Source organism: Micromonospora sp. NBC_00389 (assembly GCF_036059255.1).
GTDB lineage: Bacteria > Actinomycetota > Actinomycetes > Mycobacteriales > Micromonosporaceae > Micromonospora.
Genome location: NZ_CP107947.1, coordinates 7197465 through 7218237, shown reverse-complemented (window position 1 = coordinate 7218237; position 20773 = coordinate 7197465). Strand labels below are relative to the sequence as shown.

Here is a 20773-nt window from a genome sequence, read left to right as displayed (position 1 = left end):
GTGCCGCCGTGCCCGATCAGACCGGGCGAGGATCGCTACGAGAGGACTGACCCCAGCCATGCCGATCTGGTTCGCATACACGTTGATCGTGTTGCTGATCATCACGAGCGTTCTGCTCACCTTGCTCATCCTGCTGCACCGCGGCAAGGGCGGCGGTCTGTCGAGCATGTTCGGCGGTGGCGTCAGCTCCAGCCTCGCCGGCTCGTCCGTGGCGGAGAAGAACCTGGACCGCTACACCGTTCTGGTGAGTATTGTCTGGTTCGCTGCCATCGTCGGGCTGGGGCTCTGGCTCCGCCTCCAGATGAACAGCGGCGCCTGAGCAGGCCCGTCAAGTCGTACAATCTGCGCGCGGTCCGTTACGACGGGCCGCGCGCAGGCTTTTCTCCGCTGCACCGCGTCGCCCGCCGCCCTACCCCCTCCGGCGGCGGGTCCCTCCGACGACAGGAGCGAGCAGCCGTGCCGAGTGGCAACGTCATCCGCGGCGCCCGGGTCGGGTCCGGGCCCGTCCGCCCGGACGAGCGGCACCATCCCGCCCCCCGACAGGACGTCACCTACTGGTGCCGCAACGACCACCGGATCAACATCCGGATCGCTGCGGACGCCGCCGCGCCGCCGCTGTGGGACTGCCCCCGCTGCGGCCTGCCCGCGGGCCAGGACGCGCAGAACCCGCCGGGCCGGACCCGCGCCGAGCCCTACAAGAGCCACCTGGCGTACGTGAAGGAGCGGCGCACCGCCGAGGAGGGCGAGGCGCTGCTGGCCGAGGCACTGGCCGCGCTGCGCCGCCGCCGAGGCGAGTGAAGGAAGGGCCCGTCAGCAACGCCAGGCGTTGACGACGGGCCCTTCCTCTCAGCGCAGGCTGCGCAGGCGGGCGGGCACGTCGGCCGCCGCAGCCCGGTCCAACAGCCAGCGGGTACGGTCCACGCCGTGCACCCCGGCGGCCGGCAACTGCACCGGCCCGGCGCCGGCCAGCGCCATGCCCACCGCCCGAGCCTTGTCCCCGCCACCGGCCACCAGCCAGACCTCCTCCGCCGTGTTGATCGCCGGCAGGGTGAGCGTGGTCCGCACCGGCGGCGGCTTGGGGCTGCCCCGCACCGCGCTGACCGTCCGGCTCTCGTAGTGCACCGGGTGCTCCGGGAAGACCGAGGCGACGTGCCCGTCCTCCCCGACGCCCAGCATCAGCACGTCGAAGTGCGGCAGCGCGGCATGCCCGGGGCGGGCGGCGCGCGCCAACTCCTCGGCGTACCCGGCGGCGGCCCTCTCCGGGTCGTTGCCGGCCGGGCCATCGGAGGCCGGCATCGGGTGCACCCGGGCCGGGTCCAGCGGCACCACGTCCAGCAGGGCGGCCCGCGCCTGGGTCTCGTTGCGCTCCGGATCGCCGGCGGGCAGGAACCGCTCGTCGCCCCACCACACGTCGACCCGGGACCAGTCCACCGCGTCGCGGGCCGGTAGCTGTGCCACCGCGCGGTACACGGCGGCGGCGACCCGCCCACCGGTGAGCACCACCGAGGCCTCGCCGCGGTCGGCCTGTGCGTCGAGCAGCTTCACCAGCAGCCGGGCCGCCACGGCCTGCGCCAGCAGGTCGGCGTCGGCGTGTACGGCGACACTCGCCTCACTCATCGGTTGTGCCTTCGTTTCCCGACCGCGGAGCGGTCGCTGTCGCGTCGTGCCCGGGCCGGTACGCCCGGAGGTGGCGGGGCGGGATGCCCCGGAGGTGCCGGGGCAGGGGCCGGGGTTGGCCGGGCCCTGCCCCGATGACGTACACCGGACGGCGCCGGGCTCAGAGCTCGCCGCTGGTGCCGGAGTGCGCGGCGACACCGGCCTCGGCGCGCTGAGCGGTGGCCGGATCCTTCCAGACGTGCACCCGTTGCGGGGACCGCTGCTCCAGCCCGCGCAGCCCGGCGGTGGCGCCCAACGCCTCCGCGTACACCTGGTCGGCGTCCAGCCGGCGCAGCTCCTCGGCCAGTTCGTCACCGAGCGGCCGACGGACCAGCGGCAGGGCGCGGTCGTCCTGGCCGGTCCGCCGGAACACCGCCATGCTGTCCTCGCGGGTCAGCGTCAACTGGTCGCCGTTGGCGCAGCTCAGCTGCACCTCACGCATCCGCGGGAACTCCGTGCTGTCCACCCGACGGGGGGTGATGCCGAGCCGGCTGGCCAGCCAACCGACCATCAGCGCCGCCGTCGGGTCGCTGGGCGGCGCGACCACGGTCGCCTCGGTGACCCGCTCCTCGGTGGTGTCGAACGCCCCTGCGACCAGGGTCCGCCACGGGGTGATCCGGGTCCACGCCAGGTCGGTGTCTCCCGGGGCGTAGTCCCGGGCACGCTGCCGCAGCGCCTCCACCGGGTCCGTGGCCTGCGCCGTGTCGGTGATCCGCCGATCGGCGACCACGCCGAGGAAGTCGGTGGCGATCTCGGCCGGCGGCTCGCCGTGCCACCAGGTGACCACCGGTACGTCCGGGACCAGCAGCGGCATCACCACCGACTCGGCGTGCAGGGCCAGCCGCCCGTACATCCGGGTGACCACCGCCTCGCACGGGCCGAGCCGGCCACCGACCACGATCTCCGCGTCCAGCCGGTTGCGGTCCCGCTCGATCTCGGAGCGGACCACCACCACCAGCCGGCACGGGTGGGCGGCGGCGGCGATGGTCGCCGCCGCCTCCGCCTCGCGGACCCGCTTCTCGTCCACCACGACGATGAGGGTGAGCGCCATGCCGCTGGCCACCCCGCCGGCGCTTCGCCGCTCGGCGGCGAGCGCCTTGACCACCTCACTGCCGGTGGTGTCCCACAGCCCGATCACTGGAGCCTCCTGGTTCGCTCGTTGCGCTCGGTCACGCGCGTCGCCACGCGCGGCCCTCGCGGCCCAGCATCTCGTCGGACGCCCGCGGCCCCCACTCGCCGGCGCGGTACGGCTCCGGCTTGGTGCCCACCCAGGCATGCTCCAGCGGGTCGATGACCTGCCAGCTCTGCTCGACCTCCGCCGCGTCCGGGAACAGGGTGCGGTCGCCGATCAGCACGTCCAGCACCAGCCGCTCGTACGCCTCCGGGCTGGACTCGGTGAACGCTTCGCCGTACTGGAAGTCCATCGCGATGTCGCGGACCTCCATCGTGGTGCCCGGCACCTTCGAGCCGAACTTGAGCACCACGCCCTCGTCCGGCTGCACCCGGATGACCAACTGGTTGTTGCCCAGTGACTCCATGTCGGCGTCGTTGAACGGCAGGTGCGGCGCCTTCTTGAACATGATGGCCACCTCGGTGACCCGCCGGGGGAGGCGCTTGCCGGCCCGGATGTAGAACGGCACGCCGGCCCAGCGGCGGTTCTGGATGCCGAGCCGCACCGCCACGTACGTCTCGGTGGTGGAGTCGGGCGGGACGCCCTGCTCCTCCAGGTAGCCGACCGCACGCTCGCCGCCGACCCAGCCGGGCAGGTACTGGCCGCGTACGGTGTCCCGGGCCACGTCCCTGGGCAGGGTGATCGCCTTGAGTACCTTCAGCTTCTCGGTCCGGATCTCGTCGGCGTCGAAGCTGGTCGGCTCCTCCATCGCCACCAGGGCGAGGAGCTGGAGCAGGTGGTTCTGGAGTACGTCCCGGGCCGTGCCGACGGTGTCGTAGAAGCCGGCTCGGCTGCCGATGCCGACGTCCTCGGCCATGGTGATCTGCACCGAGTCGACGTACTTGGAGTTCCACAGCGGCTCGAACAGGTTGTTGGCGAACCGCAGGGCAAGGATGTTCTGGACCGTCTCCTTGCCCAGGTAGTGGTCGATCCGGAAGACGTCCTGGCGGGTGAAGACGTCGTCGACGAGGTCGTTGAGCGCCTTCGCCGAGGGCAGGTCGTTACCGAACGGCTTCTCCACCACCACCCGGCGCCAGCCGCCGGACTTCTCGTTGTCGGCCATCCCGGTGCGGGCCAGCTGCTTGAGCACGACGGGGAACGCGGCCGGGGGGATGGAGAAGTAGAACGCCGCGTTGCCGGCGATGCCGTGGGTCTGCCGCAGCTCATCGAGCGTCGTGGCGAGCTGGTCGAAGGCGGCGTCGTCGTCGAACGACCCGCCGACGAACTTGATGTTGCCGGCCAGCCGCGCCCAGACCTCGTCCCGCCAGGGGGTACGGGCGTGTTTGCGGGCCGCCTCGCAGGCCAGCGTCTCGAAGTCGCCGTCACCCCAGTCGCGGCGGGCGAAGCCCAGGACCACGAAACCGGGCGGCAGCAGCCCTCGGTTGGCCAGGTCGTAGACCGCGGGGAGCAGCTTCTTGCGGGCCAGGTCGCCGGTCACCCCGAAGATCACCAGAGCGCACGGCTCGGGGATCCGTGGCAACCGGCGGTCCTGGGGGTCGCGCAGCGGGTTCACGCCGCCTCCTCGCTCCGCTTGCGTCACGTCGTCCATCCTCACGCCCGGAGCTCACCGACCGCGTCGAGCAGTTGGGCGACACCGGCGGCCCGGTCGGTCAGGTGCAACCGCAGCAGCGGCCGCTCCCGGCCGGCCAGCGCCTGCCGGTCGCCGGCGGCCTGCGCCGCCTGCAACTCACCGAAGGTGTACGGCTTGCCCGGCACCTCCAGGTCCTCGGCGACCGCGCCGGTCACCTGGAGGAAGCTGCCGACCTGCGGGCCGCCCTTGTGGTACTGGCCGGTGGAGTGCAGGAACCGCGGCCCCCAGCCGAAGGTGACCGGGCGGCCGGACGCTTCGGCCAGCAGCGACCGCAGGCGGGCCGTGTCGGCGTCGGCGAACCGGTCCAGGTACGCCATCACGGCGAGGTAGCCGTCGTCGCCCAGCCCGTCGAGCAGCCAGCGCAGCACGCCGGTCAGGTCACCGGGGGCGCCCTGCGGCGCGTACACCTCGATCGCGCCCTCGGTGAACGACGGCGTCTCCGCCGGCAGGCCCGAGGCCAGGATCTTGTTGGTGTTCTCCTTCGACTCGGTGACGTTCGGCTGGTTGAACGGGTCGATGCCGAGCACCACGCCGGCCACCGCGGTGGCGTACTCCCAGGCCAGGAACTGCGCGCCGAGCGGGCCGTTGACCGCCACGTCCGGGTCGGCGCCGCCGCCCGGCACGTCGCCGGGGGCCAGCGCGCCGCCGTAGCTGATGGTCAGCACGTCCGGGCCGGTGGCGCCGGGGCTCTGCGGGGACTCCACCACGACGGGCAGGATGCCCACCCCGGCCTTGCCGGTCGACTCGGCGATCAGCTGCTCGGCCCAGTCGCCGAGCCCGTCGATGCCGGTGCCGTCGGAGACGAGCGCGACCTTGTCCCGGGCCAACGTGGCGGCCGCGCCGAGCGCGGCGCCCAGCGCCAGCGCCGGATTGTCCCGGTCGCTGCCGAGCGACGAGGCCAGCGCGTCGGCCTGGTCGATCAGCTCCGCCACCTGCACCCCGGCCAGCGCCGAGGGCACCAGCCCGAACGCGGTCAGCGCCGAGTACCGGCCGCCCACGTTCGGGTCGGCCAGCACGGTGAACGCGCCCATCTCGGTCGCGGTGGTCTCCAGCGGCGAGCCCGGGTCGGTGACGATGACGAAGTGCCGGCCGGCCTCCGCCTCGGTCATCCCGGCGTCCAGGAACGCCTGCCAGTACGCGCGCCGGTGGCTGTCGGTCTCCACCGTCGAGCCGGACTTGCTGGCCACCACCACCACGGTGCGCTCCAGCCGGTCACGCAGCGCCGCCCGGACCTGGCCCGGGTCGGTGGTGTCCAGCACGGTCAGCGGCCGGCCCAGGGTCTGGGCGATCACCTCGGGGGCCAGCGACGAGCCGCCCATGCCGGCGAGCACCACGTGGTCCAGGTCGGCCAGCTCAGCGGTCAGTTCGGCCAGCTGCACCAGCAGCTCCCGGCTGCGCTGGTGGGTGTCCACCCAGCCGAGCCGGATCTTGGCCTCGGCCTCGGCGTCGGGGCCCCACAGGCTCGCGTCCCTGGCCGCCAGCCGGCCGGGGACCTCGGCCCGGACCAGCGCGTCCCGGGTCGAGGCGGGAGCGGACTTGTCGACCGCGTCCGCGCCGTACACCGCGAGCCCGGCGGCGGCCTCCACCGGCCCGGCGAGAAGGTCGCTCATGCGTTACCACCCGCCTTCGCGGCGGCCTTGGCGTTGCCCTTGGCGGCCTTGTTCGGCGCACCCTTGCCAGTGGCCGCCGCCTCCAGCGACTTGCGGACGCCGTCGATCAGCTCCTGCCAGCTGGCCTCGAACTTCTCCACGCCCTCGCGCTCCAGGGTGGCGATCACGTCGGCCATGTCCACCCCGGCCGACTCCAGGTCGGCGAAGACCTTGCGGGCCGCGTCGTAGGAGCCGGTGATGGTGTCGCTGCGGGTCTCGCCGTGGTCGGCGTACGCGTGGATGACCGACTCCGGCATGGTGTTGACCGTGCCGGGGGCGATCAGCTCCTCGACGTAGATGACGTCCCGGTAGTCCGGGTTCTTCGTCGAGGTGGAGGCCCACAGCGGCCGCTGCGGGTGCGCGCCGGCGTCGGCGAGCGCCTGCCAGCGGTCGGAGGAGAACACCTCGCCGTACCGCTCGTACGCCAGCTGGGCGTTGGCGATGGCGGCCTTGCCCTTCAGCGCCTTCGCCTGGTCGGAGCCGACCTTCTCGAGCCGCTTGTCGACCTCGGAGTCGACCCGGGAGACGAAGAACGACGCCACCGAGCCGATGGTGGACAGGTCGTGCCCGTTCGCCTTGGCCTGCTCCAGACCGGCCAGGAACGCCTCCATCACCGCCGAGTAGCGGTCCAGTCCGAAGATCAGCGTCACGTTGACGCTGATCCCCTCGGCCAGGGTGGCGGTGATCGCCGGTAGGCCCGCCTCGGTGGCCGGGATCTTGATGAAGAGGTTGGGCCGGTCAACCAGCCACCACAGCGCCTTGGCCTCGGCGACCGTCCGGTCGCTCTCGTGCGCCAGCCGCGGGTCCACCTCGATGGAGACGCGCCCGTCCACGCCGGCGCTCTTGTCGTACGACGGGTGCATCACGTCGCAGGCCCACCGCACGTCGTACGTGGTGAGCATGCGTACCGCCTCTTCGACGTCCACCCCACGCATGGCGAGATCCTGCAACTGCCAGTTGTACTCGTCGGCGTCGCTCAGCGCCTTCGCGAAGATCGTCGGGTTGGTGGTCACCCCGGCCACGTGCTTCTCCCGGCGGAGCTGGTCCAGCCCACCGGAGCTCAGTCGTACCCGGGAAAGATCGTCGAGCCAGATCGCCACGCCTGCGGCGGTGAGCTCACTCAGCCTGTCCGTCATGCCGTCCACGCTCCCTCAGTTGCCGGTCGTGAAACCGGTGATGTCGCCCACCCGGGCCAGCGAGGCGTGTGCCGCCGCCACGATCCGGTCGGGGGTGAACCCGAACTGCTCGAAGAGCACGGTGTGCGGGGCACTCGCGCCGTAGTGCTCCAGGCTGACGCTCTCGCCGAGGTCGCCGACGACGCCGCGCCAGGACATCGCGATGCCCGCCTCCACGCTCACCCGTGCCTTTACCCCGCGAGGGAGCACCGACTCCCGGTACGCCTCGTCCTGCTCGTAGAACCACTCCTGGCAGGGCATCGAGACCACTCGGGTCGGGGTGCCGTCGGCCTCCAGCCTCTCCCGGGCGGTCAGGCAGAGCTGCACCTCGGAGCCGGTACCGACGATGATCACCTGCGGCTTGCCGCTGGACGCCTCGGCCAGCACGTAGCCGCCCTTGGCCACCCCGTCGGCGCCGCCCAGGACGTCGCGGTCCAGGGTCGGCAGCGTCTGGCGGCTCAGCGCCATCGCGGTCGGGCGGTCGGTGTGCTCCAGCGCCAGCCGCCAGGCCCAGGCGGTCTCGTTGGCGTCCGCCGGGCGGACCACGTCCAGGCCCGGGATGGCACGCAGCGCGGTCAGGTGCTCCACCGGCTGGTGGGTCGGGCCGTCCTCGCCGAGGCCGATCGAGTCGTGCGTCCAGACGTAGGTCACCGGCAGCTTCATCAGCGCGGCCAGCCGCACCGAGGGGCGCATGTAGTCGCTGAACACCAGGAACGTGCCGCCGTACGGGCGGGTGCCGCCGTGCAGGGCGATGCCGTTGAGGATCGCGCCCATGGCGTGCTCGCGGATGCCGAAGTGCAGCGTGCGGCCGTACTCGTGGCCGGGGAAGTCCTTGGTGGCGTGCGCGGCCGGGATGAAGGACGGCTCGCCCTTCATGGTGGTGTTGTTGCTCTCGGCGAGGTCGGCCGAGCCGCCCCACAGCTCCGGCAGCACCGGCGCGAGCGCCTCCAGCACCTTGCCGGAGGCGGCCCGGGTGGCCACACCCTTGGCGTCGGCGGGGAAGGTGGGCAGCGCGTCGGCCCAGCGCTCCGGCAGCACCCGACCGGCCATCCGCTCGTAGAGCGCGGCGCGCTCCGGGTTGGCCTTCTTCCAGGCGTCGAACGCGGTCGTCCACTCCTCCTCGGCGGCGGAGCCGCGACCCATCACCTTCCGGGCGTGGCTGAGCACCTCCTCGTCGACCTCGAAGGTCTGCTCCGGGTCGAAGCCGAGGATCCGCTTGGTGGCCTTTACCTCGTCGGCGCCGAGCGCCGAACCGTGGATCTTGCCGGTGTTCTTCTTGTTGGGCGCGGGCCAGCCGATGATGGTGCGCAGCGCGATGAAGGAGGGACCTCCGGTCTCCGCCTTGGCGGCCAGCAGCGCCTGGTGGAGCGCCTCGGCGTCCTCGTGGTAGTCGCCCTGGTCGGCGTCGCCGGTGCGCCAGTCGACGGTCTGGACGTGCCAGCCGTACGCCTCGTAGCGCGCCGCCACGTCCTCGCTCTTGGCGATCCGGGTGTCGTCCTCGATGGAGATCTCGTTGTCGTCGTAGATCACCGTGAGGTTGCCCAGCTGCTGGTGCCCGGCGAGGGCACTGGCCTCGTGGCTGATGCCCTCCTCGATGTCACCGTCGGAGACGATGCACCAGATGTCGTGGTCGAAGACCGAGGCGCCGGGCTCGGCCTCCGGGTCGAACAGGCCGCGCTCGCGGCGGGCCGCCATGGCCATGCCGACCGCGTTGCCCAGGCCCTGACCGAGCGGGCCGGTGGTGGTCTCCACGCCCGGGGTGTGCCCGTGCTCGGGGTGACCCGGGGTGAGCGAGGCCCACTGCCGCAGCGACTGCAGGTCGGACAGGCTCATCGGGTAGCCGGACAGGAACAGCTGGATGTAGAGGGTCAGGCTGGAGTGCCCGGCGGAGAGCACGAACCGGTCCCGGCCGGGCCAGTTCGGGTCGGCGGGGTTGTGCCGCATGACCCGGTTGAAGAGGAGGTAGGCCGCGGGCGCCAGGCTCATCGCGGTGCCCGGGTGGCCGTTGCCGGATTTCTCCACGGCATCCATGGCCAGCACGCGGACGGTATCGACGGCCCGGCGGTCGAGGTCGGACCAGTTGAGTGCGGAGTGCTCGGGTCGGTTGGCAGCCACGATGGTTGTGCTCCTCGGCAGATGGGCGGAACCCTCACTGGTGACCCTATCGAGCGTGCCTAAACGTCCGCCCAGGGATCTGTGCATGGTGTGCGGTACGTGGCGACGGGCTGCGTCGTTCAACCCGGTGGTGTGACGGCCCGCACCGTTGTCGGGTCGGCCGGGCAGCCAAAACGACAACGCGTAGTGTGTGGGTCGGTGTGCTGCCCCCGACCGGGCGCGGCCGAACCGATCTCCCCGTGCCCGACGCCGGAAGGTGGCAATCCGTGAGCATGATCACCGAGCGCCCCGCGAGCAACCCTGCCGGGCCGCCCCCGGCGCGGGCGGCCGAGGGCCCGGTGGCCCGGCGGGACGTACGCGCGATCCTCTCGGCGTACGTGTCGCTCACCAAGCCGCGGATCGTGGAGCTGCTACTGGTCACCACCATCCCGGCGATGATGCTCGCCGACGGCGGCCTGCCGTCGCTGTGGCTGATGGCCGTGGTGCTGATCGGCGGCTCGCTCGCCGCCGGCGCGGCCAGCGTGCTGAACTGCTACATCGACCGGGACATCGACCAGTTGATGCGGCGTACCAAGCGTCGCCCGCTGCCGACGCACACCGTGACGCCGCGCAACGCGCTGGTCTTCGGTCTGGTGCTCGCGGCGGTCTCGGTCGCCCTGATGGCGGCGTTCACCAACCTGCTGGCTGCCGGGCTGACGCTCGCCGCGATCGCCTACTACGACCTCGTCTACACCCTGTGGCTCAAGCGCTCCACCCCGGCGAACACGTTCTGGGGCGGGGCCTGCGGGGCGGCTCCGGTGCTGATCGGGTGGGCGGCGGTGACCGGCTCGTTGGCGCCGGCCGCCTGGGGGCTGTTCGCGGTGGTCTTCTTCTGGCAGATGCCGCACTTCTACCCCCTGGCCATGAAGTACAAGGACGACTACGCCCGGGCCGGCATCCCGATGCTGCCGGTGGTGGCCTCCACCCGCCGGGTGAACGCCGAGATCCTGATCTTCGCTTGGCTCACCGTGCTCACGTCCCTGGCTGTCTGGCCGTTGGGGCTCAGCGCGATCTACGGCGTACCGACGCTGGTCGTGGGCGCCATCTTCCTGGTCGAGGCGCACCGGCTCTGCCGTCGGGCGGCGCGTGGCGAGGCGGTCAAGCCGATGCGGCTGTTCCACTGGTCGACGACGTACCTGACCATCGTCTTCCTGGCCGTCGCGCTCGACGCGCTGATCTGACCCGTGCGCGCCGCAGAGTCTTGCCAGTCTCGCCCGCATGGCCGTCCCGCCACTGGCGATCTCTCTCGACTAATCACCATCATGGATGAGTTGTCCGGCTTTCAGATCACATCAGAGTAACTTTCGGCCTGAGTCGGATCGGCTCAACCTGCGACGTTTGAGCCCTGGTTTGCCCACGTGCTTTGAAGGTAAAAGTACGGATAAATCCGGGCAAGCAACCTGTGGTCTTCCTTAAACCTATAGGTAATTGGCATCACAAAAGCTTCATGGTTCTCGCCCGTCTGAGTGGACTTCTGCTTAGGCTTCGCGTCATGGCAGATGGTTCCGATACGACGCTGACGGCCGAGCAGACCGCCGGCGAGCAGACGCCTCACGGTCTGGTCGCGGGCCTCAAGTCGTTCGCCGCCGGACACGGCGGGGCGAAGGCGGTCATCGAGTACGTCGGCAAGCGTGGCGCGCGAATCGTCCTCGTGGGTTCCGACGGTGAGTGGGGCGACCAGTTCGCCGACGACACCGTCACCGCGCGGGAGGCGTGCGCCAAGGCGGGAGTCACCGTCGAGAACGCCTGGGAGCGTGAACTGATGGACCAGATGCGTCCGAGCAACGACCTCTGGCGGTCGATGGCCCGGCGCACGATGGCCCGCTGAGATAGACACCTGAATTGACCGACCACCACAAGTCGACCCGGGGGAAACCCCGGGTCGCTCTCATCACCTGTGCCGAACTCGTGGACCTCGACCCGGACGACCGGCTGGTCCTCGCCCCGCTCGCTACCCGGGGGGTCGCCGCCGAGGCGGTCGTCTGGGACGACCCCGGCGTCGACTGGTCCTCCTACGACCTGGTCGTGCTCCGCTCACCGTGGGACTACGCGCTGCGCCGCGACGAGTTCGTCGCCTGGGCCGCCACCGTCCCGGCGCTGGTCAACCCGGCCGCCGTGGTGCGCTGGAACACCGACAAGCGCTACCTCGCCGAGCTGAGCGCGGCCGGCGTGCCCACCGTGCCGACGTCCTGGATCGAGCCGGGGGAGAGCTGGCGTCCACCGGCCGACACCGGCGAGTACGTGATCAAGCCGGCGGTCAGCGCGGGCAGCCAGGACACCGGCCGGTACGACCTGGCCGACCCGGAGCACCGGGAGCTGGCCGGAGCGCACGTGCGCCGGCTGTCCAGCGCCGGCCGGCTGACCATGATCCAGCCGTACCTGACCGCCGTCGACACCGAGGGCGAGACGGCACTGCTCTTCCTGGCCGGCCCGGACGGGCTCACGTTCAGCCACGCGATCCGCAAGGGCCCGATGCTGACCGGCCCGGACCTCGGCCCGGACGGGCTCTACAAGGCCGAGGAGATCACCGCCCGCACGGCGCAACCAGAACAGCTGGCGGTGGCCGAGCGGACGCTCGGCACGGTGCCGGGCGGGACGGAGCAGCTGCTCTACGCCCGGGTCGACCTGATCCCCGGCCCGGACGGCGCCCCGGTGCTGGTCGAGCTGGAGCTGACCGAGCCGTCGCTGTTCATCGGCCACGCCGAGGGTGCCCCCGACCGCCTAGCCGAGGCCATCACCACCCACCTGGCCCGCCGCGGCTGACCCCCCAACCGTTCCCGGGCCCGCTCGGGGGCGTTCGCTGCTCTCCGGGCCCTGGGGGCGTCTGCCGCTCTCCGGGCCCGTCTGGGGGTGTCTGCCGTTCTCAAGGCCCGCCTGGGGGCGTCTGCTGCTCTCCGGGCCCGGCACGGGGGCGTCTGCGGCTCCCAAGGCCCGCCTGGGAGCGTCCGCCGTTCTCCGGGCCCGGGCGGGGCGCCTGCCGTTCTCAAGGCCCGCCCGGGGGCGTTCGCTGCTCTCCGGGCCCGTCCGGTGGTGTCCGCCGCTTCCAAGATCCGCGCAAGTTCAGTGAAGTTGTGGCCTCAGCGCATCGCGACCCCACACTTTCCCTGAAGTTGCGCGGATCTTGAGTCGGCACGGGTCGCGGAGGGGACCTCGGCCGTCCAGGTCGCGCAACATCCTGGATTTAGTGGCATCGCGCGTGTCCGACGCCCCTACATCCAGGATCGAGCACGATCTTGGCGCGGGGCGCGGGGCGCGGGGCGCGGGGCGCGGGGCGCGGGGCGCGGGGCGCGGGGCGCGGGGCGCGGGGCGCGGGGCGCGGGGCGCGGGGCGCGGGGCGCGGGGCGCGGGGCGCGGGGCGCGGGGCGCGGGGCGCGGGGCGCGGGGCGCGGGGCGCGGGGCGCGGGGCGCGGGGCGCGGGGCGCGGGGCGCGGCCCCGCGTGAGGTCAGGCGGTGACCGGGACGGCTTCGGCTTCGGCGGGGGTGGTTGCCGGGGGCGCGGGGGCGACCGGGCGGCGTTCGCGGGTGGACCACTGCACCGAGAGGGTGGCGAGCAGCACCAGGCAGGAGCCGAGCATGTGCGCGCCGACCAGCACAGCCGGCACGTGGGTGAAGTACTGCACGAAGCCGATCAGGCCCTGGCCCAGCTCCACCGCGAGCAGGACGACCGCGGCCCGGGTGGCCCGCCGTGCGCCGACCGCGCGGAACGCGAAGATCAGCGCTACCGAGAGGCCGAGCAGCAGGAAGACGCTGTCGGCGTGCACCTGGGAGATCGACTCCGGGTCCAGCCCATTGCGGGCTGCGCCCTGGTCGCCGGCGTGCGGGCCGCTGCCGGTGACCCAGGTGCCGATGACCAGCACCGCGACGCTCACGCCGGTGGTGACCCGGGCCAGCGCGCGCAGCGGCGCCGGCACCACGGCCACCTTCGGGCCGTCGGGCTCGGCCACCTGCCGCCAGAGGGCGTACGCGGCGGCGATCACCGCCATCGAGGCCAGGAAGTGCAGCCCGACCACCCACGGGTTCAGATTGGTGAGCACGGTGATGCCACCGACCACCGCCTGGGCGGGAATGCCCAGGAAGACCGCGACGGCCAGCGGCAGCAGCCCGGGCCGGCGCGGCCGGTGCGCCAGCACGGCCAGCAGGGTGGCCAGCGCGATCAGGCCCACCGCGAAGGTCAGCATCCGGTTGCCGAACTCGATCACCCCGTGCAGGCCCATCTCGGACGTGGCGACGTACGACGCGTCGGTGCACCGGGGCCAGGTGGGACAGCCGAGGCCCGAGGCGGTCAACCGGACGGCCCCGCCGGTGACGACGATGCCCACGTTCGCGATGATCGAGGTGAGCGCGAGGCTACGCAGCAGGGTGCCGGAGACCGGACGGGCGAATCGGTTCACGGCGCAAATCCTACGCACCGTAGTGATCGAGGTTTGTCCGACTCCGTCGGCTCGGTGGTTCGGATCACCGGGGCCCGGGTTTGCGACCCTCCGAGTAATTACGTAACGTTGGCGTTGTGAAAAACACGGCGGCGCTCTCCGGGCAGCAGCCGACGGCCTCTCCGGCCGTCGGTGCGTCCGCGTCCGCGCTTGTCGTGACCACGTCGGCCGCGCTCGGCGGCGCTGCGGCGACCGAGGTCTCCACCCGGGACCGGGTCACCCAGCTGCTGCTGGAGCGGGGGGCCACCACCGCCGCGCAGCTCGGTTCGGCGCTCGGGCTCAGCCCGGCGGCGATCCGCCGGCACCTCGACGCGATGCTCGCCGAGGGTGACGTGTTCGCCCGCGAGCAGACCGTGCAGGGCAGCCGCGGGCGGGGGCGTCCGGCCAAGGTGTTCCTGCTGACCGAGGCGGCCCGGGTCCGGTGTGGCACCCATCACTACGACAACATGGCCACCGCCGCGCTGCGCTGGATCGCCCGCAGCGGCGGCTCCGAGGCGGTCGAGGCGTTCGCCACCGAGCAGGTGGCCGCCCTGGAGTCCCGCTGTCAGGCCGCCATGGAGGACGCTGGCGACGACCCCCTCGCGCGGGCGGAGGCACTCGCCGACGCGCTCACCGCCGAGGGTTACGCTGCCAACGCCACCACGATCGCCTCCGGCGGCCAGCTCTGCCAGCACCACTGCCCGGTGGCGCACGTGGCCGGCGAGTTTCCCCAGCTGTGCGAGGCCGAGACCGCAGTGATCTCCCGTCTGGTCGGCACCCACGTGCAGCGCTTGGCCACCATCGCGCACGGCGACGGGGTGTGCACCACGCACATTCCAGCCCAGCAGGTACGCGCCCAATCCAGTAATCCCGTCACCACTGTGAGGACAGATAGATGACCGAGCAGATCGTCCAGCCCCTGACCCAGGAAGAGCAGCTTGCCGCCCTGGGTCGCTACGAGTACGGCTGGTCCGACCCGGACGCCGCCGGGGCGGTTGCCCAGCGCGGCATCAACGAGGCGGTGGTGCGGGACATCTCGGCCAAGAAGAACGAGCCGGCGTGGATGCTCGACCTGCGTCTGAAGGGTCTCCGGCTGTTCGGCCGCAAGCCGATGCCGGCCTGGGGCGCGGACCTCACCGGGATCGACTTCGACAACATCAAGTACTTCGTGCGGTCCACCGAGAAGCAGGCCACCAGCTGGGAGGACCTGCCCGAGGACATCAAGAACACCTACGACCGGCTGGGCATCCCGGAGGCGGAGAAGCAGCGGCTGGTCGCCGGCGTCGCGGCGCAGTACGAGTCCGAGGTCGTCTACCACAAGATCCGTGAGGACCTTGAGGAGCAGGGCGTCCTCTTCCTGGACACCGACACCGCGCTGCGCGAGCACGAGGACGTCTTCAAGGAGTACTTCGGCACGGTGATCCCGGTCGGCGACAACAAGTTCGCCGCTCTGAACACCTCCGTGTGGTCCGGTGGCTCGTTCATCTACGTGCCGAAGGGTGTGCACGTGGAGATCCCGCTGCAGGCCTACTTCCGGATCAACACGGAGAACATGGGCCAGTTCGAGCGGACGCTGATCATCGTCGACGAGGGTGCGTACGTGCACTACGTCGAGGGCTGCACCGCGCCGCTCTACTCCTCCGACTCGCTGCACAGCGCGGTCGTGGAGATCATCGTCAAGAAGAACGCGCGCTGCCGCTACACGACCATCCAGAACTGGTCGAACAACGTCTACAACCTGGTCACCAAGCGCGCCGTCTGCCACGAGGGCGCGACCATGGAGTGGGTCGACGGCAACATCGGCTCCAAGGTCACCATGAAGTACCCGGCGGTCTACATGACCGGCGAGCACGCCAAGGGCGAGGTGCTCTCGGTGGCGATGGCCGGCGAGGGCCAGCACCAGGACGCCGGCGCCAAGATGGTGCACGCCGCGCCGCACACCTCCTCCACCATCATCTCCAAGTCGATCGCCCGGGGCGGCGGCCGTACCTCGTACCGTGGTCTGGTGCAGGTGCTGGAGGGTTCGCACCACAGCCGGAGCACGGTCAAGTGCGACGCGCTGTTGGTCGACACCATCTCCCGCTCGGACACCTACCCGTACGTCGACATCCGTGAGGACGACGTGTCGATGGGTCACGAGGCGACCGTCTCCAAGATCAGTGACGACCAGCTCTTCTACCTGATGAGCCGGGGCCTGAGCGAGGACGAGGCGATGGCCATGATCGTGCGCGGCTTCATCGAGCCGATCGCCAAGGAGCTCCCGATGGAGTACGCCCTGGAGCTCAACCGGCTGATCGAACTCCAGATGGAGGGCGCGGTCGGCTGACGCCGGCCGGCTGACTCTCGCGTCGGCCTCAACCCGCCGCGCCTCGACCAGCCCGACCGACCCTCCGATTAACCGCAGAACAGACCAAGGAAGAAATGACTACCCAGGCTTCCGCGCCGCCCAGCACCAAGTCGCAGGCGCTGCGCTCGTACGACGTCGCCGACTTCCCGGCCCTCACCGGCCTGGAGGAGGAGTGGCGTTTCACCCCGCTCAAGCGGCTGCGCGGCCTCGCCGGTGAGCCGCAAGCCGCCACCGGCACGGTCCGGCACGAGTACGGCGACCTGCCCGAGGGCGTGGCCGTCGAGCGGATCGGCATGGACGATCCGCGGGTGGGCAGCGTGCTCACCCCGGTCGACCGGATCAGCGCGCTCGCGTACGGCGGTGCCGGCCAGGCGCTGCTGCTCACGGTGGCCAGCGACGTCGTGGTGGGTTCGCCGGTGAGCGTGCGGGTGGTCGGCGACGGTGCCGAGGGTCTGGCCTTCGGGCACACCTTCGTCGAGGTGGGCCGGTTCGCCGAGATGACCCTGGTGCTGGAGCACGTCGGCTCGGCGACCCTGGCCGACAACGTCGAGGTCTCCGTGGCCGACGGGGCGAAGCTGACCCTGGTCACCGTGGCCGACTGGGCGGCCGACGCGGTGCAGGCGCAGCACCTCAAGATCAAGCTGGGTCGGGACGCCCGGGTGACGCACGTCCAGGTCAGCCTCGGTGGTGACCTGGTCCGGCAGTTCACCTCGGTGGAGTACACCGGCCGCGGCGGCGAGGCCGAGCTGTACGGCGTCTACTTCGCCGACTCCGGCCAGCACCTGGAGCACCGGCAGTTGATCGACCACAGCGTGCCGGACTGCCGCAGCTACGTCGGCTACCGGGGCGCGTTGCAGGGCGAGGACGCGCACACCGTCTGGGTGGGCGACGTGCTGATCCGGGCCGAGGCGACCGGCACCGACACGTACGAGATCAACCGGAACCTGCTGCTCACCGACGGCGCGCGGGCGGACTCCGTACCCAATCTGGAGATCGAGACCGGCGAGATCGCCGGCGCCGGCCACGCCAGTGCGACCGGCCGCTTCGACGACGAGCAGTTGTTCTACCTGATGGCCCGGGGCATTCCGGAGGGCGAGGCCCGCCGCCTGGTGGTCCGCGGCTTCTTCGCCGAGCTGATCAACAAGATCCCGGTGGAGCCGCTGCGCGAGCGCCTCGGCGACGCGATCGAGGCCCGGCTGACCAAGGCCGGCGCCTGATGATCCGGATCTGTTCCACCGAGGACGTGCCGAAGGGGACCGCGATCAGCGCGGACGTCGACGGCACCCCGATCGCGCTGGTGCACGGCGAGGATGGCGAGTTCTACGCCGCCTACGACGAGTGCTCGCACGCCTCGGTCGCCCTCTCCGAGGGTGAGGTCGACGGCTGCACGCTCGAGTGCTGGCTGCACGGCTCGCGCTTCGACCTGCGCACCGGGCAGCCCACCGGGCTGCCGGCCACCGAACCCGTACCCGTCTACCCCGTCGACGTCCGCGACGGCGACATCTACCTCAGCCTGACGCCGAGTAATGGAGTGACCCGATAATGAGCACCCTGGAGATCCGCGACCTGAAGGTGTCGGTCAAGCTGCCCGAGGGTGAGCTCAAGCCGATCCTGGCCGGTGTCGACCTGACCGTCCGCTCCGGTGAGACCCACGCGATCATGGGCCCGAACGGCTCCGGCAAGTCGACCCTGGCGTACTCGATCGCCGGTCACCCCAAGTACGAGATCACCGGCGGTTCGGTGACCCTCGATGGCGAGGACGTGCTGGCCATGTCCGTCGACGAGCGGGCCCGCGCCGGCCTCTTCCTGGCCATGCAGTACCCGGTCGAGGTGCCCGGCGTCTCGGTGGCGAACTTCCTGCGTACCGCGAAGACCGCCATCGACGGTGAGGCGCCGAAGCTGCGCACCTGGGGCGGCGAGCTGCGCGGCGCCATGGAGCGCCTCCAGATGGACCCGGCGTTCGCCCAGCGCAACGTCAACGAGGGCTTCTCCGGCGGTGAGAAGAAGCGCCACGAGATCGTCCAGCTGGAGCTGCTCAAGCCGAAGATCGCCATCCTCGACGAGACCGACTCCGGCCTCGACGTGGACGCGCTGCGCGTGGTCAGCGAGGGCGTCAACCGGGTCCGCGACAACGGCGACACCGGCATGCTGCTGATCACCCACTACACGCGGATCCTGCGCTACATCAAGCCGGACTTCGTGCACGTCTTCGTGGCCGGCCGGATCGTCGAGCAGGGCGGCCCGGAGCTGGCCGACAAGCTTGAGGCCGAGGGCTACGAGCGGTACGCCGCCGGGGCCGGCACGGCCCGGGCCTGAGCGAGAGAGGCGCTGCCGAGATGACCAGCATCGCGATCCCGTCCGGGATGCCGCAGTACGACGACGTGCCGCGTTTCGACGTGGCCCGGGTGCGCGCCGACTTCCCGATCCTGGACCGGGAGATCAACGGGCACCCGCTGGTCTACCTCGACAGCGCCAACACCTCGCACAAACCCCGGCAGGTGCTCGACGTGCTCGGGGAGCACTACGCCCTGCACAACGCCAACGTGTCGCGCTCGGTGCACACCCTGGGCACCGAGGCCACCGAGGCGTACGAGGGGGCGCGGGCGAAGATCGCCGCGTTCATCAACGCGCCGAGCCCCGACGAGGTGGTGTTCACCAAGAACTCCACCGAGGCGATCAACATCGTGGCGTACGCGTTCTCCAACGCCTCGCTGCGTGCGGACGCCGACCCTCGGTTCCGGCTGGGCCCGGGCGACGAGGTGGTGATCTCCGAGATGGAGCACCACTCGAACATCGTCCCGTGGCAGTTGCTCTGCGAGCGGACCGGCGCGACCCTGCGCTGGTTCCCGGTCACCGACGGCGGCCGGCTCGACGAGTCCGGCCTGAACGACCTGGTCAACGAGCGGACGAAGATCGTCTCGCTGGTGCACATGTCGAACATCCTCGGCACGATCAACGCCACCTCCCGGATCACCGCGCGGGTCCGTGAGGTGGGCGCGCTGCTGCTGCTGGACTGCTCGCAGTCGGTGCCGCACCTGCCCATCGACGTGGTCGACCTCGATGCCGACTACATCGTCTTCACCGGGCACAAGATGTGCGGCCCGACCGGTATCGGTGTGCTCTGGGGCCGGGGCGAACTGCTGGCGGCGATGCCGCCGGTGTTCGGCGGCGGCTCGATGATCGAGACGGTCACCATGGCCCGGTCGACGTTCGCCGCGCCGCCGGCCCGGTTCGAGGCGGGCACCCCGCCGATCGCCGAGGCGGTCGCGCTCGGCGCGGCGGTGGACTACCTCACCGGGATCGGGATGCAGGCCATCCAGTGGCACGAGAAGGAGCTGACGGCGTACGCGCTGGAGGCCCTCGACTCGGTGCGTGACCTGCGGATCTTCGGCCCGACCGTGCCGGTGGGCCGGGGCGGCACCATCTCGTTCGCGCTGGGTGACGTGCACCCGCACGACGTGGGTCAGGTGCTCGACTCGCTCGGCGTGCAGGTCCGGGTGGGCCACCACTGTGCCAAGCCGGTGTGCAACCGGTTCGGCGTCCCGGCCACGACCCGGGCCTCGTTCTACCTCTACACCACCACGGAGGAGATCGACGCTCTGGTGGCCGGTCTGGAGCAGGTGCGGAAGGTGTTCGACTGATGCAGCTCGACCAGCTCTACCAGGAGATCATCCTGGACCACTACAAGCACCCGCACGGGCGTGGCCTGCGCGCTGCCGAAGACTCGGGCGACCAGGTCGCGGAGGCGCACCACGTCAACCCGACCTGCGGCGACGAGGTCACCGTCCGGGTGGCCACCGACGGCGCCGTGCTGCACGACATCTCGTACGACGGGATGGGCTGCTCGATCAGCCAGGCCTCGGCGAGCGTGCTGCACGAGTTGCTGCGCGGTCGGGGTGCGGGGGAGGCGTTCGCGGTACACCAGGCGTTCGTCGAGTTGATGTCCGGCCGTGGCCAGGTCACGCCGGATGAGGACGTGCTCGGTGACGGGGTGGCTTTCGCGGGCGTTGCCCGCTACCCCGCTCGGGTCAAGTGTGCGCTGCTGCCGTGGATGGCGTTCAAGGACGCTGCGGCACGCGCCGGGGTGGGCGCGAGCCCGGAGGTGAAGGCATGAGCGAGAACACCGCTACCGCAGCGACGCCGGAGGCCGGTGACGCCACCGCGACGCCGCAGACCGACGCCGTGACGACCGACGCCGCCGCGACGACCGACGCCGCCGCGACGCAGGGTGCCGGCGACGCCGCCACCCCGGCGACCGGCGTCAGCAAGGCCATGATCGCCGATATCGAGGAGGCGATGAAGGACGTCGTCGACCCGGAGCTCGGCATCAACGTGGTCGACCTGGGCCTGGTGTACGGGGTGCACGTCGACGACGAGAACGTCGCGACCCTGGACATGACGCTCACCTCGGCGGCCTGCCCGTTGACCGACGTGATCGAGGACCAGGCCCGGCAGGCGCTGACCACCGGCCCCGGCGGCGGTCTGGTCAACGACATCCGGATCAACTGGGTCTGGCTCCCGCCGTGGGGCCCGGACAAGATCACCGACGAGGGTCGGGACCAGCTCCGTTCCCTCGGTTTCAACGTCTGACCCGACTCCGTTCCACCTTCGTCGAGCGCGG

At 71.4% G+C, this 20773-nt stretch carries 20 protein-coding genes; 13 read left to right on the top strand and 7 right to left on the bottom strand.

Annotation, left to right across the window (positions count from 1 at the left end):
- The first annotated feature begins 58 nt into the window (after positions 1–58).
- Complete coding sequence (secG, locus tag OG470_RS34075) at positions 59–319, top strand: preprotein translocase subunit SecG (RefSeq protein WP_252420214.1); 261 nt, start codon at positions 59–61, stop codon at positions 317–319.
- 137 nt (positions 320–456) lie between these two features.
- Positions 457–798 (top strand): RNA polymerase-binding protein RbpA, encoded by a 342-nt coding sequence (locus tag OG470_RS34070; RefSeq protein ID WP_328418753.1) that lies wholly within the window; start codon positions 457–459, stop codon positions 796–798.
- Positions 799–846: 48 nt separating this feature from the next.
- Here OG470_RS34070 and pgl read toward each other — a convergent pair whose 3' ends face one another.
- The 6 genes from pgl to tkt all read right to left on the bottom strand — a co-directional run bounded on the left by pgl (position 847) and on the right by tkt (position 9357).
- Positions 847–1617 (bottom strand): 6-phosphogluconolactonase, encoded by a 771-nt coding sequence (gene pgl, locus OG470_RS34065; protein WP_328418752.1) that lies wholly within the window; start codon positions 1615–1617, stop codon positions 847–849.
- A gap of 160 nt (positions 1618–1777) precedes the next feature.
- A complete protein-coding gene (locus tag OG470_RS34060) occupies positions 1778–2794 on the bottom strand; it encodes a glucose-6-phosphate dehydrogenase assembly protein OpcA (protein ID WP_328418751.1) in 1017 nt (338 codons plus the stop codon).
- A gap of 31 nt (positions 2795–2825) precedes the next feature.
- Positions 2826–4376 carry a glucose-6-phosphate dehydrogenase gene (gene zwf / locus OG470_RS34055; RefSeq protein WP_328426765.1) on the bottom strand — a complete coding sequence of 517 codons (1551 nt, stop codon included), beginning with the start codon at positions 4374–4376 and terminating at the stop codon, positions 2826–2828.
- A gap of 2 nt (positions 4377–4378) precedes the next feature.
- Positions 4379–6028 (bottom strand): glucose-6-phosphate isomerase, encoded by a 1650-nt coding sequence (locus OG470_RS34050; protein WP_328418750.1) that lies wholly within the window; start codon positions 6026–6028, stop codon positions 4379–4381.
- Positions 6025–7203, bottom strand: coding sequence for a transaldolase (gene tal / locus OG470_RS34045; protein WP_328418749.1), 1179 nt, complete (start codon positions 7201–7203; stop codon positions 6025–6027). The genes OG470_RS34050 and tal overlap by 4 nt, the downstream gene beginning before the upstream one ends.
- A 15-nt stretch (positions 7204–7218) precedes the next feature.
- Entirely contained in the window at positions 7219–9357 is a 2139-nt protein-coding gene (tkt, locus tag OG470_RS34040; RefSeq protein ID WP_328418748.1) for a transketolase, read from the bottom strand.
- 266 nt (positions 9358–9623) lie between these two features.
- On the opposite strand from tkt, the gene OG470_RS34035 reads away from it, so the two are divergent.
- From OG470_RS34035 to OG470_RS34025, 3 genes are all read left to right on the top strand, one after another.
- Positions 9624–10577 (top strand): heme o synthase, encoded by a 954-nt coding sequence (locus OG470_RS34035; protein ID WP_328418747.1) that lies wholly within the window; start codon positions 9624–9626, stop codon positions 10575–10577.
- A 311-nt stretch (positions 10578–10888) separates the two neighbouring features.
- Complete coding sequence (locus OG470_RS34030) at positions 10889–11224, top strand: hypothetical protein (RefSeq protein ID WP_328418746.1); 336 nt, start codon at positions 10889–10891, stop codon at positions 11222–11224.
- A 14-nt stretch (positions 11225–11238) separates the two neighbouring features.
- Entirely contained in the window at positions 11239–12159 is a 921-nt protein-coding gene (locus tag OG470_RS34025) for an ATP-grasp domain-containing protein (protein WP_328418745.1), read from the top strand.
- A 680-nt stretch (positions 12160–12839) separates the two neighbouring features.
- On the opposite strand, the gene OG470_RS34020 is transcribed toward OG470_RS34025, so the two are convergent.
- Complete coding sequence (locus tag OG470_RS34020; RefSeq protein WP_328418744.1) at positions 12840–13805, bottom strand: COX15/CtaA family protein; 966 nt, start codon at positions 13803–13805, stop codon at positions 12840–12842.
- A 98-nt stretch (positions 13806–13903) separates the two neighbouring features.
- Here OG470_RS34020 and OG470_RS34015 point away from each other — a divergent pair, with 98 nt between their 5' ends.
- The 8 genes from OG470_RS34015 to OG470_RS33980 all read left to right on the top strand — a co-directional run bounded on the left by OG470_RS34015 (position 13904) and on the right by OG470_RS33980 (position 20742).
- Positions 13904–14704 carry a helix-turn-helix transcriptional regulator gene (locus OG470_RS34015; protein WP_442931015.1) on the top strand — a complete coding sequence of 267 codons (801 nt, stop codon included), beginning with the start codon at positions 13904–13906 and terminating at the stop codon, positions 14702–14704.
- Positions 14701–16131, top strand: a complete 1431-nt coding sequence (sufB, locus tag OG470_RS34010; protein WP_007462707.1) for a Fe-S cluster assembly protein SufB — start codon at positions 14701–14703, stop codon at positions 16129–16131. Before OG470_RS34015 ends, sufB begins: the two co-directional genes overlap by 4 nt.
- Positions 16132–16226: 95 nt before the next feature.
- Complete coding sequence (gene sufD / locus OG470_RS34005) at positions 16227–17369, top strand: Fe-S cluster assembly protein SufD (RefSeq protein WP_328418743.1); 1143 nt, start codon at positions 16227–16229, stop codon at positions 17367–17369.
- Positions 17369–17695 (top strand): non-heme iron oxygenase ferredoxin subunit, encoded by a 327-nt coding sequence (locus OG470_RS34000; protein ID WP_328418742.1) that lies wholly within the window; start codon positions 17369–17371, stop codon positions 17693–17695. The genes sufD and OG470_RS34000 overlap by 1 nt, the downstream gene beginning before the upstream one ends.
- Positions 17695–18468 (top strand): Fe-S cluster assembly ATPase SufC, encoded by a 774-nt coding sequence (gene sufC / locus OG470_RS33995; RefSeq protein ID WP_328418741.1) that lies wholly within the window; start codon positions 17695–17697, stop codon positions 18466–18468. Before OG470_RS34000 ends, sufC begins: the two co-directional genes overlap by 1 nt.
- Positions 18469–18488: 20 nt before the next feature.
- On the top strand, positions 18489–19793 hold the full coding sequence (locus OG470_RS33990) for a cysteine desulfurase (protein ID WP_328418740.1): 1305 nt from the start codon (positions 18489–18491) through the stop codon (positions 19791–19793).
- Entirely contained in the window at positions 19793–20266 is a 474-nt protein-coding gene (sufU, locus tag OG470_RS33985; protein ID WP_328418739.1) for a Fe-S cluster assembly sulfur transfer protein SufU, read from the top strand. The genes OG470_RS33990 and sufU overlap by 1 nt, the downstream gene beginning before the upstream one ends.
- A complete protein-coding gene (locus OG470_RS33980) occupies positions 20263–20742 on the top strand; it encodes a metal-sulfur cluster assembly factor (RefSeq protein WP_328418738.1) in 480 nt (159 codons plus the stop codon). The genes sufU and OG470_RS33980 overlap by 4 nt, the downstream gene beginning before the upstream one ends.
- The last annotated feature ends 31 nt before the right edge of the window (positions 20743–20773 follow it).

What these genes read in the sequence shown, in the direction of transcription:
- OG470_RS33990 (WP_328418740.1), top strand. Translation starts at nt 18,489, where the DNA reads ATGACCAGCATCGCGATCCCGTCCGGGATGCCGCAGTACGACGACGTG.
- secG (WP_252420214.1), top strand. Translation starts at nt 59, where the DNA reads ATGCCGATCTGGTTCGCATACACGTTGATCGTGTTGCTGATCATCACG.
- pgl (WP_328418752.1), bottom strand. Translation starts at nt 1,617, where the DNA reads ATGAGTGAGGCGAGTGTCGCCGTACACGCCGACGCCGACCTGCTGGCG.
- OG470_RS34050 (WP_328418750.1), bottom strand. Translation starts at nt 6,028, where the DNA reads ATGAGCGACCTTCTCGCCGGGCCGGTGGAGGCCGCCGCCGGGCTCGCG.
- sufB (WP_007462707.1), top strand. Translation starts at nt 14,701, where the DNA reads ATGACCGAGCAGATCGTCCAGCCCCTGACCCAGGAAGAGCAGCTTGCC.
- OG470_RS33980 (WP_328418738.1), top strand. Translation starts at nt 20,263, where the DNA reads ATGAGCGAGAACACCGCTACCGCAGCGACGCCGGAGGCCGGTGACGCC.
- sufU (WP_328418739.1), top strand. Translation starts at nt 19,793, where the DNA reads ATGCAGCTCGACCAGCTCTACCAGGAGATCATCCTGGACCACTACAAG.
- zwf (WP_328426765.1), bottom strand. Translation starts at nt 4,376, where the DNA reads ATGGACGACGTGACGCAAGCGGAGCGAGGAGGCGGCGTGAACCCGCTG.
- OG470_RS34030 (WP_328418746.1), top strand. Translation starts at nt 10,889, where the DNA reads ATGGCAGATGGTTCCGATACGACGCTGACGGCCGAGCAGACCGCCGGC.
- sufC (WP_328418741.1), top strand. Translation starts at nt 17,695, where the DNA reads ATGAGCACCCTGGAGATCCGCGACCTGAAGGTGTCGGTCAAGCTGCCC.
- tal (WP_328418749.1), bottom strand. Translation starts at nt 7,203, where the DNA reads ATGACGGACAGGCTGAGTGAGCTCACCGCCGCAGGCGTGGCGATCTGG.
- sufD (WP_328418743.1), top strand. Translation starts at nt 16,227, where the DNA reads ATGACTACCCAGGCTTCCGCGCCGCCCAGCACCAAGTCGCAGGCGCTG.
- OG470_RS34000 (WP_328418742.1), top strand. Translation starts at nt 17,369, where the DNA reads ATGATCCGGATCTGTTCCACCGAGGACGTGCCGAAGGGGACCGCGATC.